At 36.1% G+C, this 15,946-nt stretch carries 15 protein-coding genes; 7 read left to right on the top strand and 8 right to left on the bottom strand.

What is annotated here, in order from left to right:
• Nucleotides 1-72: 72 nt before the first annotated feature.
• The 3 genes from K8089_RS11950 to alaS form a co-directional block, all read right to left on the bottom strand.
• On the bottom strand, nucleotides 73-501 hold the full coding sequence (locus K8089_RS11950) for a GSCFA domain-containing protein (RefSeq protein ID WP_237603522.1): 429 nt from the start codon (nucleotides 499-501) through the stop codon (nucleotides 73-75).
• Between the two features lie 122 nt (nucleotides 502-623).
• Complete coding sequence (locus tag K8089_RS11945; protein WP_338149255.1) at nucleotides 624-926, bottom strand: GxxExxY protein; 303 nt, start codon at nucleotides 924-926, stop codon at nucleotides 624-626.
• Nucleotides 927-1,050: 124 nt separating this feature from the next.
• Nucleotides 1,051-3,663 carry an alanine--tRNA ligase gene (alaS, locus tag K8089_RS11940; protein ID WP_237603521.1) on the bottom strand — a complete coding sequence of 871 codons (2,613 nt, stop codon included), beginning with the start codon at nucleotides 3,661-3,663 and terminating at the stop codon, nucleotides 1,051-1,053.
• A gap of 122 nt (nucleotides 3,664-3,785) precedes the next feature.
• Here alaS and K8089_RS11935 point away from each other — a divergent pair, with 122 nt between their 5' ends.
• The 6 genes from K8089_RS11935 to K8089_RS11910 all read left to right on the top strand — a co-directional run bounded on the left by K8089_RS11935 (nucleotide 3,786) and on the right by K8089_RS11910 (nucleotide 7,793).
• Nucleotides 3,786-4,763 (top strand): M23 family metallopeptidase, encoded by a 978-nt coding sequence (locus tag K8089_RS11935; RefSeq protein ID WP_237603520.1) that lies wholly within the window; start codon nucleotides 3,786-3,788, stop codon nucleotides 4,761-4,763.
• Between the two features lie 99 nt (nucleotides 4,764-4,862).
• Nucleotides 4,863-5,192 (top strand): MerR family transcriptional regulator, encoded by a 330-nt coding sequence (locus K8089_RS11930; RefSeq protein ID WP_237603519.1) that lies wholly within the window; start codon nucleotides 4,863-4,865, stop codon nucleotides 5,190-5,192.
• Between the two features lie 12 nt (nucleotides 5,193-5,204).
• Nucleotides 5,205-5,813: a LemA family protein gene (locus tag K8089_RS11925; RefSeq protein ID WP_237603518.1), complete on the top strand. Its 609-nt coding sequence runs from the start codon at nucleotides 5,205-5,207 to the stop codon at nucleotides 5,811-5,813.
• Nucleotides 5,814-5,860: 47 nt separating this feature from the next.
• Complete coding sequence (locus K8089_RS11920) at nucleotides 5,861-6,322, top strand: TPM domain-containing protein (RefSeq protein WP_237603517.1); 462 nt, start codon at nucleotides 5,861-5,863, stop codon at nucleotides 6,320-6,322.
• A 61-nt stretch (nucleotides 6,323-6,383) separates the two neighbouring features.
• Entirely contained in the window at nucleotides 6,384-7,187 is an 804-nt protein-coding gene (locus K8089_RS11915; RefSeq protein ID WP_237603516.1) for a TPM domain-containing protein, read from the top strand.
• A 111-nt stretch (nucleotides 7,188-7,298) separates the two neighbouring features.
• Nucleotides 7,299-7,793, top strand: a complete 495-nt coding sequence (locus tag K8089_RS11910; RefSeq protein ID WP_237603515.1) for a TPM domain-containing protein — start codon at nucleotides 7,299-7,301, stop codon at nucleotides 7,791-7,793.
• Between the two features lies 1 nt (nucleotide 7,794).
• Here K8089_RS11910 and K8089_RS11905 read toward each other — a convergent pair whose 3' ends face one another.
• From K8089_RS11905 to der, 4 genes are all read right to left on the bottom strand, one after another.
• Nucleotides 7,795-10,557, bottom strand: coding sequence for an outer membrane beta-barrel protein (locus tag K8089_RS11905; protein ID WP_237603514.1), 2,763 nt, complete (start codon nucleotides 10,555-10,557; stop codon nucleotides 7,795-7,797).
• A gap of 256 nt (nucleotides 10,558-10,813) precedes the next feature.
• Nucleotides 10,814-11,191, bottom strand: a complete 378-nt coding sequence (locus K8089_RS11900) for a hypothetical protein (RefSeq protein ID WP_237603513.1) — start codon at nucleotides 11,189-11,191, stop codon at nucleotides 10,814-10,816.
• A 128-nt stretch (nucleotides 11,192-11,319) separates the two neighbouring features.
• Nucleotides 11,320-12,876, bottom strand: coding sequence for a helix-turn-helix transcriptional regulator (locus tag K8089_RS11895; RefSeq protein ID WP_237603512.1), 1,557 nt, complete (start codon nucleotides 12,874-12,876; stop codon nucleotides 11,320-11,322).
• Nucleotides 12,877-13,013: 137 nt separating this feature from the next.
• Nucleotides 13,014-14,321 (bottom strand): ribosome biogenesis GTPase Der, encoded by a 1,308-nt coding sequence (der, locus tag K8089_RS11890; RefSeq protein ID WP_237603524.1) that lies wholly within the window; start codon nucleotides 14,319-14,321, stop codon nucleotides 13,014-13,016.
• Between the two features lie 79 nt (nucleotides 14,322-14,400).
• On the opposite strand from der, the gene K8089_RS11885 reads away from it, so the two are divergent.
• Nucleotides 14,401-14,889, top strand: a complete 489-nt coding sequence (locus K8089_RS11885; protein ID WP_237603511.1) for a GTP-binding protein — start codon at nucleotides 14,401-14,403, stop codon at nucleotides 14,887-14,889.
• Between the two features lie 147 nt (nucleotides 14,890-15,036).
• Here the strand turns inward: K8089_RS11885 and era are convergent, their stop codons facing one another.
• On the bottom strand, nucleotides 15,037-15,924 hold the full coding sequence (gene era / locus K8089_RS11880; protein WP_237603510.1) for a GTPase Era: 888 nt from the start codon (nucleotides 15,922-15,924) through the stop codon (nucleotides 15,037-15,039).
• Between the last annotated feature and the right edge of the window lie 22 nt (nucleotides 15,925-15,946).

The raw sequence follows: 15,946 nt of genomic DNA, 5'->3' as shown, positions 1-15,946 counted from the left end.
TCGAAATAGTTCACCTTTTCCTTCTGGTTTTTCAGAAATTTAATAAGATTAAACTTCTATAAATATACGATGCTAAACTAATAGCGGAGTCGAAGCGCCAGTACATCTATAAACCCACGAAGTACCGAAAGTAAAAATAATATGTGTTGAAGTAAAAAGTGATTCGCGAAGATTTTGAAGCGCCGAATTCAGGTTTTCTAAAAATTCACTTTTATCGATAGACGCAAGTTCGGAATGCGATTCAAAACATTTCCAAATTCCGTTGTGTTGAAAAATGTCTTCTTCGGAAAAAGAAACGTTATCAATCGCTCTAATAATCAGTTTTTCAATTGAAACCGGATTAAAAATTACCCCAAACGGATTCTGAAGATTTTCAAATTTATAATAATCAAACTTCGCTCCGATATTCTCCGAAAAACAGCTTCCCAGTAAAAGTATTTTGGAAGAATAATCTATCTGATTTTCTTCGGGGTTTAGGGGTATTTCGGTTTGAAGTTTCATGTTTTTCTCGCAGTAATTTTTTCTCACAAAAGCGCAAAGGCGCTAAGGATTTAATAATAAACTGTAAATACTCTTTGCGGCTTTGCGTGCCATAATTTTTCACACGAAGCAACAAATAGTTTCTATAAATTATTGACTATTCGAGTTATTCCAGATTTAATTAGAGGGCTGTTAAAATTTATAAGAAGCCCCAGTTTTAAACCAGTCAATCTTAAATATGTTAAAGCTTGTTTTGAATGCACGGGATGAATTTCTTCTACAGATTTGATTTCAACAATAACTTTATTGTTAACTATTAAATCTGTGCGAAAGCCCAAATTCAATTTTAAATTCTTCCAAATAACAGGCAAAGGCTTTTGTTTTTCTACAGCCAAACCTTTTAGACTTAGCTCATGAAACAAAACCTCCTCATAAACAGATTCCAACTAACCAGGCCCCAATTCAACATGAATACCATAAGAGCAAACAACAATTATTGAAGCAATCACATTTTCAGTCAAATTAATATTTTGTTCCATAAGTTCTTAGCGTCTTTGCGCCTTTGCGTGCCTATTTTACGTACAACTTTGCCGCTGAAAGCGCCTCATCAATTCCTGCTGGATTCTTCCCACCCGCAGTTGCAAAGAAGGGTTGGCCGCCGCCGCCACCTTGAATAAACTTTCCAAGTTCGCGAACTATTTTTCCGGCATCAAGGTTCTTTTCAGTTGCCAATTCTTTTGAAATATAGCACGCCAACAAAGCCTTTCCGTCGTGTTCGGCTCCAAAAACCAAGAACAGATTTTCAGTTTCGCCGCCCATTTCAAAAGCTAAATCTTTCATTCCACTAGCATCTAAATCAATCTTTTTTGCTAAAAAATTTACACCGTTGATTTTTTCAATTTCAGATTTAAGATCGCCTTTTAAATTCTTGGCTTTGTCTTTTAACAACTGCTGAATTTGTTTCTGTAACACACTGTTCTCTTCCTGCAAACTTTCTACAGCTTTCACCGGATCTTTAGCGTTGTTCAGTGCTTTTTGCAGCGATGCAAAAGACTCACTTCTATCAATAAAATACTGTTTTGCGGCATCGCCAGTGATAGCTTCAATTCTGCGAATTCCAGAGGCTACAGCGCCTTCCGAAGTAATTATAAAGTGCCAAATATCGTTGGTGTTGGACACGTGGGTGCCACCGCAAAGCTCCATAGATTTGCCGAATTTTATGGCCCGAACAGCATCGCCGTATTTTTCACCAAACAGTGCTATTGCACCTTCATCGATAGCTTTTTGATATGGAATATTTCGTCTTTCTTCCAATGCAATTCCCTCGCGAATTCGCGCATTTACAAAATCTTCAACTTGCTTTAATTCTTCATCTGTAAGCTTTGAGAAATGTGAAAAATCAAAACGTAAGTTTCGGCTGTGAACCATACTTCCTTTTTGGGTAACATGTTCGCCTAAAATATTTCGCAAACCTTGGTGAAGCAAGTGCGTAGCCGTGTGGTTTGATGCCGTTCGGCTTCGTTGTAACTCGTCCACCACTGCGCTAAAAGTAGCTTCGGGATTTCGTGGAAGCGTTTTTGCAAAGTGAATAATTAAGTTGTTTTCCTTTTTGGTGTCAACAATATAGGTAACGCCACCATCGGCAGCTTTTAAGTACCCTTTGTCTCCTACTTGGCCACCGCCTTCGGGATAAAAAGGTGTAAGGTTAAAAACAAGTTGATACATTTCGCCATCTTTTTTGCTTTCAACTTTTCGGTAACGGGTAATTTTTACTTGGGTTTCCAACGTATCGTAACCAACAAATTCTTCAACATCATCTTTTGCTAAAACAATCCAATCTCCAGTTTCAACCTTTGTAGCAGCCCGGGAACGATCTTTTTGCTTTTGAAGTTCTTTTTCGAATTCTTTTTGATTTAATGAATAACCGCGCTCGCGAAGAATTAAAGCCGTTAAATCTATGGGGAAACCAAAAGTATCGTACAATTCAAAAGCCTTTTTACCTGAAATTTCTTTCGAGTTGGCGGTTTCAATTACATTTTCTAACAATACCAAACCTTGGTCTAGCGTGCGTAGAAACGATTGTTCTTCTTCGCGAATAACGTTTGTAATTAAATTCTTTTCAGAAATAAGTTCTGGGAAAGCCTCGCCCATTTGCGCGCTCAAGGTTTCAACCAATTTATAAATAAAAGGTTCCTTTTTATTTAAAAATGTAAATCCGTAGCGAATTGCTCTTCTTAAAATTCTTCTAATTACATAGCCAGCTCCAGTATTACTGGGCAATTGCCCGTCGGCAATAGAAAAAGCAACCGCGCGAACGTGATCTGCAATTACTCGCATGGCGATATCTTTTTTCTCGTCTTTTCCGTATTTAGAATTTGAAATTGCCTCTATTTCGCGAATAAGTGGTGTAAAAACATCGGTGTCGTAATTACTCTGTTTGTTTTGCAGCGCCATGCACAAACGCTCAAAACCCATTCCCGTATCTACGTGTTGTGCTGCTAATTTTTCAAGACTGCCGTTTGCTTTTCGGTTAAATTGCATAAAAACCAAATTCCAAACTTCTACTACTTGTGGATGGTCTTGGTTGACTAAATCTTTTCCCGAAACTTTTGCTTTTTCTTCGGCAGACCGAATATCGATGTGTATTTCGCTACATGGGCCGCAGGGACCTTGGTCGCCCATTTCCCAAAAGTTGTCTTTTTTGTTTCCATTTAAAATTCGGTCTTCGGGCACAAATTGTTTCCAAAGATTGTACGCTTCGGTATCGCGCTCTAAACCTTCGGTTTCATCACCTTCAAAAATAGTAACGTAAAGACTTTCTTTTTCAATTTTATAAACTTCGGTTAAAAGTTCCCACGCCCATTCAATTGCTTCTTTTTTAAAATAATCGCCAAAACTCCAGTTTCCTAACATTTCAAACATAGTGTGATGGTAGGTATCCATTCCCACTTCTTCTAAATCGTTGTGCTTTCCACTAACCCGAAGACATTTTTGGGTATCGGCAATTCGGTTGCTTTTTGGCTTTCCATTTCCTAAGAAATACTCCTTAAACGGTGCCATCCCACTATTGATAAACATTAGGGTTGGGTCGTTTTTAACAACCATAGGCGCCGATGGAACAATGGTGTGTTGTTTCGACTTAAAAAATTCTAAAAATTGGGAACGTATTTCCTTAGACTTCATTTGTTATAAAATTATGCTAAATTAATGGTTGGGCGCAGTGGTAAACAATTTCTATCTTTGTAAAAACGTTACCTTTACCTCGCGCGAACAAACAACGCGCAAAAATAGCAATTTTTTAACGCATGTCTAAGGTTAAATATTACTACGATAGCGAAACGCTCTCGTACCGAAAAATAGAACGAAAAAAAGGAAGAAGACTGAAGATTTTCATTTTAAGTCTTCTGGGAATGTTTTTAAGTGGTTTTTTACTGCTTCTGGTTTATTTAAACCTTCCCGCAGTTCAAACCCCAAAAGAGCTGGCACTACAACGCGAGCTGCACAATATGGAACTTCAGTTTGAACTTTTAAATAAAAAAATTGAGCAAGCGCAAGCCGTACTTGCAGAAGTTGAAGAAAGAGACAACAATTTATATCGCGTTTATTTTGAATCGAACCCAATACCGGAGGAGCAGCGACGTGCAGGTTTTGGAGGAATAAACCGTTACAAGGATTTAGAAGGTTTTGACAATTCAAAATTAATTGTGAATACCACTCGCAATCTTGATGTATTAACAAAACAGATTGTAATACAATCAAAATCGTTGGACGAAATTGCGAAACTTGCTGAAGAAAAAGAAAAATTGTTGGCTGCCATTCCCGCAATACAACCCGTAAAAAACGAAGACCTTACCCGTATGGCTTCTGGTTATGGTTACAGAACAGATCCGTTTACAAAAGCACGCAAGTTTCATTACGGAATGGATTTTACCGCGCCGCGCGGAACTCCTGTTTACGCTACAGGTGATGGAAAAGTTACACGAGCCGATAATAGAGCTACTGGTTATGGAAACCACGTTGTAATAGACCACGGCTACGGTTATGAAAGTTTGTATGGCCATTTGTACAAATACAATGTACGTGCTGGGCAAAAGGTGCAACGTGGCGATATTATTGGCTTTGTAGGAAGCACCGGTAGAAGCGAAGCACCGCATTGCCACTACGAGGTTTCAAAAGATGGTGAACGTATTAACCCCATAAATTTTTACTACGGAAGTTTAACCGCCGAAGAATTTGCAGATATTTTAAAGAAATCGCAGGAAGAAAACCAATCGCTTGATTAAAAAGATTGCCAGCTTGAGCTCTTTAACTGCGCAAAGCGTGCTATTTTAAAAATCAGGTTCAATTAAAAGTTTACATAAAAATAACTCATAACTAAATAAATGCATATAAACCTTCCCGAAAAACTGTATTACAGCATTGGCGAAGTAGCCGAAGCTTTCAGCGTGAATACCTCGCTGATACGTTTTTGGGAAAAAGAATTTGATGTATTAAAACCAAAAAAAAACGCCAAAGGCAACCGCAAATTTACACCGCAGGACATCAAAAATCTCGAGTTAATTTATCATTTGGTGAAGGAGCGCGGATTTACGTTGGAAGGTGCTAAAATTCATTTAAAGGAAAACAAACAAAAAACGCTGGACCAATTTCAAATTATCCGCAAATTGGAGTCGGTAAAAGCAGAATTATTAAAAATTAAAGAACATCTCTAAATCAACTGTATTATGAAAAAATGGTTACCCGTACTTATTATTATTGGCATTATATTCGTTATTGGTGCCTATATGGCGAGTTTAAACAACAAACTCGTTGTGTTAGAGCAAAACGCCACAGCTCAATGGGCAAATGTTGAAAGTTCCTACCAGCGCCGTGCAGATTTAATCCCGAATATTGTAAGTACCGCAAAGGGCTATGCAGAGTTTGAACAATCAACCCTAATTGCAGTTACCGAAGCTAGAAGTAAGGCTACTTCAGTAAATGTTGACCCTACTAATATTACCCCCGAACAATTAGCGCAGTTTCAACAAGCACAGGCCGGCGTAACCTCTGCCCTTTCGCGCTTATTGGCAGTTTTTGAAAGATATCCAGATTTAAAAGCTAACGAAAATTTCAAGGAATTAATTAATGAATTGGAACGCACCGAAAACCGTATAAATGTTGAACGCAACAGATTTAATAACGAAGCAAAGCAACTAAATACCAAACTAAACCAGTTTCCTACAAAACTCTTTGCCGGTATGCTAGGCTTCCACGAGAAAGCATATTTTAAAGCAGATGCTGGAAGCGAAAATGCGCCACAAGTAGATTTCGACTTCGGAAAAGATAAAGAATAAGTAAGTAGTTGCCAGTGTAATGCTGAAATATTTTAAAAAATACAAACATGTCTAAAGTTGAAAATTTTCTTACTTCGGAAGAAGAAGCGGCTATAATTGAAGCCATTCGAATTTCCGAAAAAAACACCTCGGGTGAAATACGCGTACATTTGGAACCCACTTCGCTCTCTGCCGAAGAACCCAATGAACATATTGACGCCTTTGACCGTGCCGCGGAAGTGTTTGACATGCTTAAAATGGACAACACCAAAGAACGCAACGGCGTGCTTATTTATGTTGCAGTTCAAGATAGAACCCTGGTAATTATGGGCGATAAAGGCATCAACGATATTGTGGGACAAAACTTTTGGGAAAGCACCAAAGACGTTATCATTAACCATTTTAAAAATGGCGATATGAAACAAGGTTTGGTGGAAGGAATCTTAAAAGCGGGGGAGCAATTAAAGAAACATTTCCCATATCAAAAAGACGATAAAAACGAACTACCGGACGATATTTCGGTTGGGTAAATTTTAAGTACTCCCCGCTCCGCTACGCTCAACGTTGTATTAGTGGGCAGAAAAAATTTAAATGAAAAAAATTCTTCAGAAATATAAATTCGTATTTGTATTAATCGCGATTGCATTTTGTTTCCAAAACGTTTCGGCGCAGTTTGACGTACCGCCCAAACCTGAACTTGCGAAACAAACTTCGGTTTACGATTATATAAAATTGCTTACTCCAACCCAGGAATCGGCTCTAAAAAGTAAATTGAAACGATATGCCGATTCAACCTCTACGCAAATTGTATGCATTATTATAGGCACTACAAATGGTGAAGACATATCGATGCTGGGCGCAGAATGGGGCCAAAAATGGGGCATTGGCCAAAGTGGCGAAGACAACGGCGTAGTAATAATCCTCGCCAAAGACGACCGTAAAGTTGATATAAATACCGGTTACGGGATTGAGTACAGAATTACAGATTTAATGGCGGAACGCATTATAAACCGCATTATGATTCCTGAATTTAAAACTGGAAACTACTACGCAGGTCTCGACAAAGGTAGCGACGCAATTTTTGCAGCTTTAAAAGGAGAATTTAAAGAAGACCGCGATTTCGGAAAAAAAGACGGAGCCCCCGTGCCTTTTTTCATCATCTTTATTTTTATCATTATTATAATTGCCTTAATGCGCAAAGGTGGTGGTAAAGGTGGTCGCGGCGGCGGCAGTAGCTTATTAGATATTATCGTACTAAGCAGTCTGGGTCGCGGTGGTTTTGGCGGCGGTGGTGGCAGCTTTGGCGGCGGCGGAAGTTTCGGTGGCGGAGGCGGCTTTGGTGGCGGTTTCGGCGGCGGTGGCTTTGGCGGTGGCGGTGCTAGTGGTGGGTGGTAAAGCGGCCTAACCCCAAAAAAGGAAATCTATTTAGAATGTCTAAAAAGAATTTTTTAGAATGAAATCTCCTGCAAGTTTTTTAAAACCTTGTGGTCTAAAAATGTTGCGTATATGAAACTGTGGTTAGTAGCTATTTTCTTATTCACCCTTGTTTTTTCCTGCAAGGGTCAAGATCGAGATTATTCCGAAGTTTTTCCAGAAAACCCAAATTCATTGGCTGTAGTAGATAATTCCATTCTATTTTCAACTGAAGAAAATTATGAGCTTGCCGACAAATTAGTGACGTATGGTGATAAAACAACACGACAAATTGTAGTGGTGACTGTAGACTCTATTTCGCCCTACAACAATATTCAAAAATATGCCAACGATTTGGGAAGTTATTGGGGCGTGGGTGAAAAAAATATTAATAATGGTTTGGTAATCGTTCTCTCAAAACCACTTAAAAAAGTAGGAATTGCTACAGGATATGGGACAGAAAAAGTTTTAACCGACTCAATTTGTAAGCAAATAATAGACCGCGTTATGATTCCTAAATTTAAAAACGGCAATTATTTTGAAGGAATGGACGAGGGTATTGATGCGCTAATTGAAGCTTGGAAATAAATTATTCCCACGGATTATCTTTTATCTCTCCTTTTTTCCCGAGCGTATTAAATTTATAGCTTAGTGTAAGCATAAAATATTGCTTTAAAACCGTGCTCTGAACATCTTGTATATAATCTTGGTTTGAAGTGCGGCGAACATTGCTGTTTTGGTTCAGTAAATCGTAAACTTTGAGGGTTGCACTGCCGCTGTCTTTTAAGAATGAATAGGTTAGCGAACTGTTCCAAAAAACATAGCTTCTGTTAAAACCATCGGCGACATCTGTATTATAAATGTATTTAATATCATTGCTCCATTCTAAAAATTTTGGAACAAAAGTAGTAGCTCGCAGACCCAATTCGTGACGCGTGTAATTGCTGTCTTCAAATGCGTCAATATCAAAACTATTTGTGCTATAACCAATACTATATCTGGGACTAAATTCAAATAAATCCTTCCAAGTAAAACTTGCGTTTAACGATGGATAATAACTAATAGTAGTACTGCTGTACTGCATTTCATTGTTAAAGTTTACATTTTTATTTCCCGTTGTATAAATAAATGCTCCGTATTTTAGAGTGCGTAAACTGTCAATTTTAAAGCTCTTGTTAAAACCAATATTTCCCGAAAAATTATAAGTACCATTTACATTTGCGTAGGTGGTTGTTTTAACAAGATTTTCGTCAATAGTGGTTTTTGGAACTACGCTATTATCCGTAATCTCAAAATTTAAATATGAATAAAACCCTGTTTGATTTTTAAAATCGTAATTATTTCCACCCAAATACAATCTATGTGAATTTGAAGGTTTTAAATTTGGGTTTCCCTGCGTAATATTCAGCGGATCTGAAATATCTATAAATGGTGAAAGTTGGTCTATTTGAGGTGCACTATTTTCTAAATAATATCCCGAAAATACACTGAATGATTTACTGAATTTATATCGAAAATTAACACCCATTTCCAAGGCGTTAAAGTTGTTTTTAAAGTTTATGTTTCGCAATGCATCATCGCTTTCCAAAGTTCTAAAAACATAAGCTGCATTTATCCGAGCATAGATTTTTTCAGAAGTATAAGTCACGCCCACTTCAGGTCTTGAGTGTTGATTTGTATTTGTAAAATCGGTACTTTGTGCCGTATTGAAATTTGTATATTCCTGTGAAAATTCATCAAAATCGAAAACATCCTTTTTGTCTTTTCGTTTATCTTTTTCAAAAGTATATTCCAAATTCAGAAAAAGTGTATCGGCAATAATTGGCAGTCGCCACGATGGGGTTACGGTAAAATCTGCAGCGGTATTTTTACCATTGGCAAGTTGATTTCTAGAAATTATATTTGGGTTGTCGCCAAAAATTTCAGTTTCGCTATTGGTGTAATCTTGATTGTCGACAGCATTAATTTTGTTGTTGGTAATAAGCCTAAAAAAAGCGCCTTTGTTTCCGTATTTTTTGGTGATTGTAAGTCTATTATTGAAATTACTTCCTTGCCGTTCGCTGTGATTATCGTTATTAGATTGGTTTATGAGTTCCTGATTTAAATTACGGCTTTCTTCATTTTTTTTGAAACCTGAAATAGCTTTATTAAATGTTAGCTGCGGGCGAATTTCAATTAAAAAAGTAGAATCTATTTGTGTTTTAAACTTCAAATTTGCCGCATGATTATCGTTGTCAGTTTCAGATTTAGAGCGAACCTTTGAAAAATATCTGTTCTCAGGCAAAATGTTTTCGCGGTTTCGCAATTCTTCATTAAAAGTATTTGCCGAAGAATAAAAATAATCTGCGCTTAGGTCTGTTTCCTTTCCAAAGTCATTGGCGATACTGGTGCCCGCCGTTCGTGAATTAGTAATGCCATCCCCTCCGCCAAAGGACATTCCGTTGTAACTAAAGGAGCCATTACTATTAAAACTAACCCTTCGCCCACCGCCAAACATTTTCTCTATTTCACCAAAACTAAACCCTGGGGAATTTATATTGTTTCCACTCGCCAGGGCGCTAACTCGCAGGTCGTTGTCAAAATAATTTATGAGTCCGGCGTATTCAAAACGTTTATCTGTTCCTCCCCCCGCTGCAACCCTACCAAAAACACCTTTGTTTTTTTCTTCATCAATTTTAATATTAATGGTTTTGTTAGTGTCATCACCTTTTTCGCCCGTAAAGGCTTGGGAATCTGTTTTGGTATCGGTAACTTGTATTTTTTCAACGATTTCTTTGGTGAGATTTCGGGTTGCGATTGTAGGATCATCGCCAAAAAAAGGCTTCCCATTGACCAAAATTTTGTTAACAGGCTTTCCGTTAACGGTAATATGGCCCTGTGCGTCCACTTCAACACCGGGAAGTTCTTTCAGTAAATCTTCAACACTGGCATTCTTTTTTGTTTTAAAAGAGGCCACATTAAATTCTAAAGTATCTTTTTTAATTGTTATGGGAGCGCGCGATTTTACAACTACTTCATCTAAACTAGCTACGGAAACCGATAAAGGAATTATCCCCAAATCGTGACTTGGTTTATCTAAATTTATTCTCTTCTGAAAATTTTCGTAACCAACAAAACTGATATTCACACGTACGTTTTTTTCAGACGTTTTCCCTTCCAAAGCAAATTTGCCGTTTTTATCGGTTATGGTATAAGTAATCAACGTACTGTCTTTCACGGTTTCCATAAAAACTGTGGCAGCTTCAAGTGGGTCACGCGTTTCATTATCAATTAGAGTGCCCGAAACCTCAACATTTTGTGAATAGCCAAAAGAAACAAACAGGAAGATTAAAACGGAAAATGAACGGCGCATAGAAAAGTAGGCTACTTTAATTTAATAATCCGAATGTATTATTATATTTTTAATTCGACAACTAATATTGAATTAAAGTACCTAGCTATTTCTGGTGATTAAATTTATAAGAAAATTACTCTGGAAGGTTATAAAAAACAATTGATAAAGTACTAAAAACACGCCATTCCTTTTAAATTTTTGATATTAAAAGAGCAAATAAAAAGCTGCTAAATAATGTGTTAGCAGCTTATAAATTATAAATCAATTCCTCAGTTTATTCTTTAGAAGGTTTTTCGGTTTTTTCAAGGGCGCGTTCTTCAATACTGATAATACTAATGGGATTGGCTTTTTCGCAACGATTTGGCATTTTTAAAGACCTAAACGTGAACCAAACTCGGGTTCCATGGGTTTTAAAATTTCCTTTTAAATTAACAGGGTCGAACATAACAGATCTATCATCTGCTAAAGCTATAACATATTCGCAATCGCCTTCGGCAGTTGAGTGTATAATTATGCCTTTATACCTTTTATAATTCTCGGTTGAATTTTGAATTTGTTCCGTATTAGTGATTGTATTGGCCTTTGTAGTATTGCAGCATGAAAAACTTACAAATACAAATGTGAGGATGAAAATTTTTAAGAAAGCTGTCATAATAATTGATTTTTAGCAGCTAAGTTAATAAAAAAGCATCCTTTTAATAAAACAAATGCTCTTTTATTAATATAGTTATTTTAGAAGAATCTGCTTACTGAACTAATTTTTTTAACTTCCTGTTTTGATTAAATAGCCGAAATACGCTCCTGTTCAGATTGTTTAAGGGAGGTGGCCAAAAATGTGGCAAGCGATTCGGTATTTTCATCTAAGCCAATTTTTTTGCTTATTCGATAACGTTTGCTTTCAACGGCGCGAATGGATCTATTTAAAAATAACGCAATGTCCTTATTTTTAAAATCCATGGCCAGATAATAGCAAACAATCATATCAGATTCGCTTAATTTTGGAAAGCGAGCTTTTAAATTTGAAAAGAAATCAATATTCAATTCGTTAATTAATTTAAGGTGGTCTTCACCATTGCTAATTACAGAAGATGATTGTAAATGAATATTTTTATATAAATCTTTTATTTTACCGCGTTGCTCTTTGGTGTCCGTTCTGGCGGCAATACTTTTAATTTCCTTTTTTAATTCACTAATATATTCTTCTAAACCAAGGGTTTTTACTTTTAGTTTTTCGTAATTAGAACTTAATTGCGAATAGCTTTTTCGCTGATTTATAAAGTGATTAATTCTTCGATTAATATTTTTGAAATAAACAATAAATGCTCCTATTAAAAAAAGTAAAATAATAAAAAGTGCAATAAGCCAATTTCTGTTCAATATTTTTAAATTACTTTCAGTTTTAAGCGCTTCTTCAGATTGCATTAAATTTTCAGTAATGTTATAGCTGGCCGTTATATTTTTATTCAGCATTTCTTCTTCAAAATAATTTAAAGAATCTAAATACAACTTGCTCATTTCACGATTTCCTATTAAATCGTATGCCTCAGAATAGCGTAAATAAAATGTTCTTCTGGCAACATAATCTAAAAAATCTTGCGACTTATTTGCGTAAGATAAATATACCATTGCAGAGTCTATCTGTTCTTTTGCCAAATGTAAAGACGCCATGCAAACGTTTAAATTAGCATTGTACGAGCTAAAATTATAATTGTCTATCGTGGGATCGTTTTTAAGCGATTTAAAGATTTTGCGATACTTATTCGCGTTTTCCAAATCGTTTAGATGCGCATAATTATCTGTGAGCATAAAAAGTGCAAATAAATAGTAGTATGCATCATTTTCAGCATTTTTATAGGTTTCTAGATTTTCCAAAAGCAACGAATTACTCTTTGCGTATTCGTGATTCTGAAAAGCAATATATGCTGGCATTTGCGTCACTTCAATTAAACCGTTTTTATCGCGGGCTAAAGTGAAATATTTTTTTGCTTGTTTCAGGTATTTGTTTGCTGTAGAATCTTTTTTTACAACGAAAACATGAGAGAACAAATCTAAACTGGCTTGTCCAACAACTTCATAATTTTCTTCTATTTTGCCATATTTTATTGCAAGTTTTAAGCTATTATAAATATTGGCGTGTTCGTCAGATTTATAATAGAGCATTCCTTTAAGCAGATAATAATCTGCTAAATGCCCCTTTAAAGATTGAGTTACAGGATTAGGAATGGAGTCTAAAAAATTCCAGGAAAGTTGTGGATTATCGTGTACGTAAACCTCTGCAGAATCTACTAATCTCGAAAAATTATCTCCTTTTTGAGCCCAGATAAAAGTTGTGTACAAGCACATGTTTATACACAAAACGTATTTTAAATTTTTGATAAAAGAGTTAAATCTAGCCCGACGCATATTTCCTGAGGAATTCAATTATCACAATATATAAAAAATCCTCAAAATTTAAGATTGAAATTTAAAGCTACTTATTTTTTTCTGAAATATACGGTTATTGGCACCCCCGTAAAATCGAAGTTTTCACGCAGCTTATTTTCAATAAACCGCTTATATGGATCTTTTACATATTGCGGCAAATTACAGAAAAATGCAAAGCTTGGGTATGGCGTTGGCAATTGGGTACAAAACTTAATTTTCACATATTTGGCTTTATAGGCTGGCGGCGGATAATTTTGAATAATTGGAAGCATTACATCATTAAGTTCGCTTGTTTTAACCTTTTTACTTCGGTTTTGGTAAACCTCAACAGCAGTTTCTATTGCTTTGTAAATTCGTTGCTTTGTAAGTACTGAAACGAAAACAATTGGCACATCTACAAAAGGTTCAATTTGCTGACGTATGTATTTTTCATAATCTTTAACGCTGCTGCTTTCTTTGTCTTCAACCAAATCCCACTTGTTGGCAAGAATTACAATACCTTTATTGTTTCGCTGTGCCAGCCAGAATATATTTTCAACTTGGCCATCGAAACCACGGGTAGCGTCAAAAACTAGAATAATTACATCGCAATGTTCAATGGCGCGAACGCTTCGCATTACCGAATAAAATTCAAGGTCTTCTTTCACTTTGCTTTTTTTACGAATTCCAGCCGTATCAACAAGATTAAATTCAAACCCAAAACGGTTGTACTTAGTATCAATGCTGTCTCTTGTAGTTCCCGCAATATCGGTAACAATGTATCTATCTTTACCAATCAAAGCATTTATAAACGAAGATTTCCCTGCATTGGGGCGTCCAACTACCGCGAAACGTGGCAGTTCGCTATCGTCTTGTTCTTCTCTCTCGGGCAAGGCTTTCACTAGATCGTCTAATAAATCGCCTGTTCCACTACCGTTGATGCTTGAAAGCGTATATTGATTTTCAAAACCAAGTGAATAAAACTCTAAAGCATCATTCATACGAGAAGCTGAATCTACTTTATTGATTGCTAAGAATATAGGTTTTTTTGAACGCCTCAGTAGTTTTGCTACCTCTTGATCCATTCCAGTTACGCCACTTTCTACATCAACCATAAAAATTATAGCATCGGCTTCATCAATGGCAAGTTCTACTTGTTTATCTATTTCAGCTTCAAAAATATCGTCACTTCCTTTTACATACCCACCCGTATCTATCAGTGAAAATTCCTTTCCATTCCAATCACTTTTCCCGTAATGACGATCGCGCGTAACACCGCTCACTGCATCAACAATGGCCTCTCTACGCTGAATTAACCTATTAAAAAAAGTGGATTTCCCTACGTTTGGTCTTCCTACAACGGCAACAATGCTCATAATCTTAATTTTAGAGTGCAAAAATAGCTTTTAGTTGGCAGAAAAAATATTATTTTAACCGCTTAAAAATAAATATAAAAAAATGCTTTCAACTGAAATAGTTTTGCGTCCTCGTTTTCAAATAGATTTGAAAGTGCCGTCTTCTCAGCTAATGGAACGATTTAAAACGGTGAAAAAATCTGAAAGCAAATTTCATATTTCCTGCCTAGACGATCATATTTTTATAAAACTACCAAAAGAAGAACAGCATTTTTGGTCGCCACAACTACATTTAGAAATATCTGAAAATTCTGAAAACTCCTGTACTATTTATGGGTTTTTTGGACCAAACCCCACGGCATGGACTATGTTTATATTTTTTCACGTCGCAGTTGGAATATTATTTATGGTAAATGCAACGTGGTTGTATTCTAATTTCAATCTGGGAAACTCAATTGTACTTCAAATTACAATCGCCATTGTCTTAATTTTAACATGGATTCTCCTATACATTGCAGGTAGAATTGGAAAGAAAAAAGGGAAACCTGGAATGCAGGAGCTTTATGGGTTTATGATGGAAACGATTAAGTGAAAATGAGTACTAAATAACAAATTATAAAACGCAGATTTATAAATTTGAAGTTTAAAAAAGCGCTGTTCCAGTTTTCAAAAAGAAAAGGATGCTGACTATTTGTGAATTCAGGGTTTATTCGGAATTTGGTACTTGCGATTTGGTAATTTATTTCTGATTATACCCGAATCTACGTAACTGCCGCTCGTCGCTTCGCCAGTTTTTATTCACTTTTACGTATAATTCTAGGTGAATTTGTTTCCCGAAAAATTTTTCTAAATCTTTTCTAGCCTCCGTTCCTACTCTTTTTAAAGCCGAACCTTTATGGCCAATAACAATTCCTTTTTGGGTTTCGCGTTCCACCATAATTACACTGCGAATGCGAATGATGTTTTCGTCTTCAAAAAACTCCTCAGTATCAATTTCAACTGAATAAGGAATTTCTTTTTTATAGTGAATTAGAATTTTTTCACGAATAGCTTCGTTTACAAAAAACCGCTCGGGTTTATCTGTTAATTGATCTTTTGGATAAAATGGAGGTGACTCTGGCAGTAATTCAATTATTCGGTTAAAAACTTGGGGAACACCAAAATTTTGAAGTGCTGAGATAGCAAATATTTCGGCATTTGGCACCTTTTCTTGCCACAGTTTTAGCGCCTCATTAAGCAGTTCTTCATTCCCTTTATCAATTTTATTTATAAGAAGCAGGACAGGAATTTTTGAATTTTTAATTTTATTAAAGAAGGCTTCATCTTTTAAATCTTTTTCACCCAATTCAACAAGATACAGCAGAATATCGGCATCTTCAAAAGCAGATTTTACAAAATCCATCATACTTTCCTGCAATTGATATGCTGGTTTGATGATGCCAGGCGTATCACTTAATAACACTTGAAAATCATCGCCATTCACAATTCCCAAAATACGATGCCGTGTGGTTTGCGCTTTTGAAGTAATTATGGAAAGTCGCTCGCCAACAAAAGCATTCATTAAGGTGCTTTTCCCCACATTTGGGTTTCCGATTATATTTACAAATCCTGCTTTGTGTTTTGTCATTTCTTTTATATTGGTTTTACAA

The organism is Aequorivita vitellina, assembly GCF_022008365.1.
GTDB classification, from domain to species: Bacteria; Bacteroidota; Bacteroidia; order Flavobacteriales; family Flavobacteriaceae; genus Aequorivita; species Aequorivita vitellina.
The sequence above is the reverse complement of the archived record's forward strand: the minus strand, read 5'-3'. Positions and strand labels throughout refer to the sequence as shown.

Bases quoted from the DNA above. Each gene is read 5' to 3' on its own strand.
- K8089_RS11910 (WP_237603515.1), top strand. From the start codon at position 7,299: ATGAAACTGTGGTTAGTAGCTATTTTCTTATTCACCCTTGTTTTTTCC.
- alaS (WP_237603521.1), bottom strand. From the start codon at position 3,663: ATGAAGTCTAAGGAAATACGTTCCCAATTTTTAGAATTTTTTAAGTCG.
- K8089_RS11935 (WP_237603520.1), top strand. From the start codon at position 3,786: ATGTCTAAGGTTAAATATTACTACGATAGCGAAACGCTCTCGTACCGA.
- K8089_RS11920 (WP_237603517.1), top strand. From the start codon at position 5,861: ATGTCTAAAGTTGAAAATTTTCTTACTTCGGAAGAAGAAGCGGCTATA.
- K8089_RS11925 (WP_237603518.1), top strand. From the start codon at position 5,205: ATGAAAAAATGGTTACCCGTACTTATTATTATTGGCATTATATTCGTT.
- K8089_RS11905 (WP_237603514.1), bottom strand. From the start codon at position 10,557: ATGCGCCGTTCATTTTCCGTTTTAATCTTCCTGTTTGTTTCTTTTGGC.
- K8089_RS11915 (WP_237603516.1), top strand. From the start codon at position 6,384: ATGAAAAAAATTCTTCAGAAATATAAATTCGTATTTGTATTAATCGCG.
- K8089_RS11950 (WP_237603522.1), bottom strand. From the start codon at position 501: ATGAAACTTCAAACCGAAATACCCCTAAACCCCGAAGAAAATCAGATA.
- era (WP_237603510.1), bottom strand. From the start codon at position 15,924: ATGACAAAACACAAAGCAGGATTTGTAAATATAATCGGAAACCCAAAT.
- K8089_RS11900 (WP_237603513.1), bottom strand. From the start codon at position 11,191: ATGACAGCTTTCTTAAAAATTTTCATCCTCACATTTGTATTTGTAAGT.
- K8089_RS11930 (WP_237603519.1), top strand. From the start codon at position 4,863: ATGCATATAAACCTTCCCGAAAAACTGTATTACAGCATTGGCGAAGTA.
- K8089_RS11885 (WP_237603511.1), top strand. From the start codon at position 14,401: ATGCTTTCAACTGAAATAGTTTTGCGTCCTCGTTTTCAAATAGATTTG.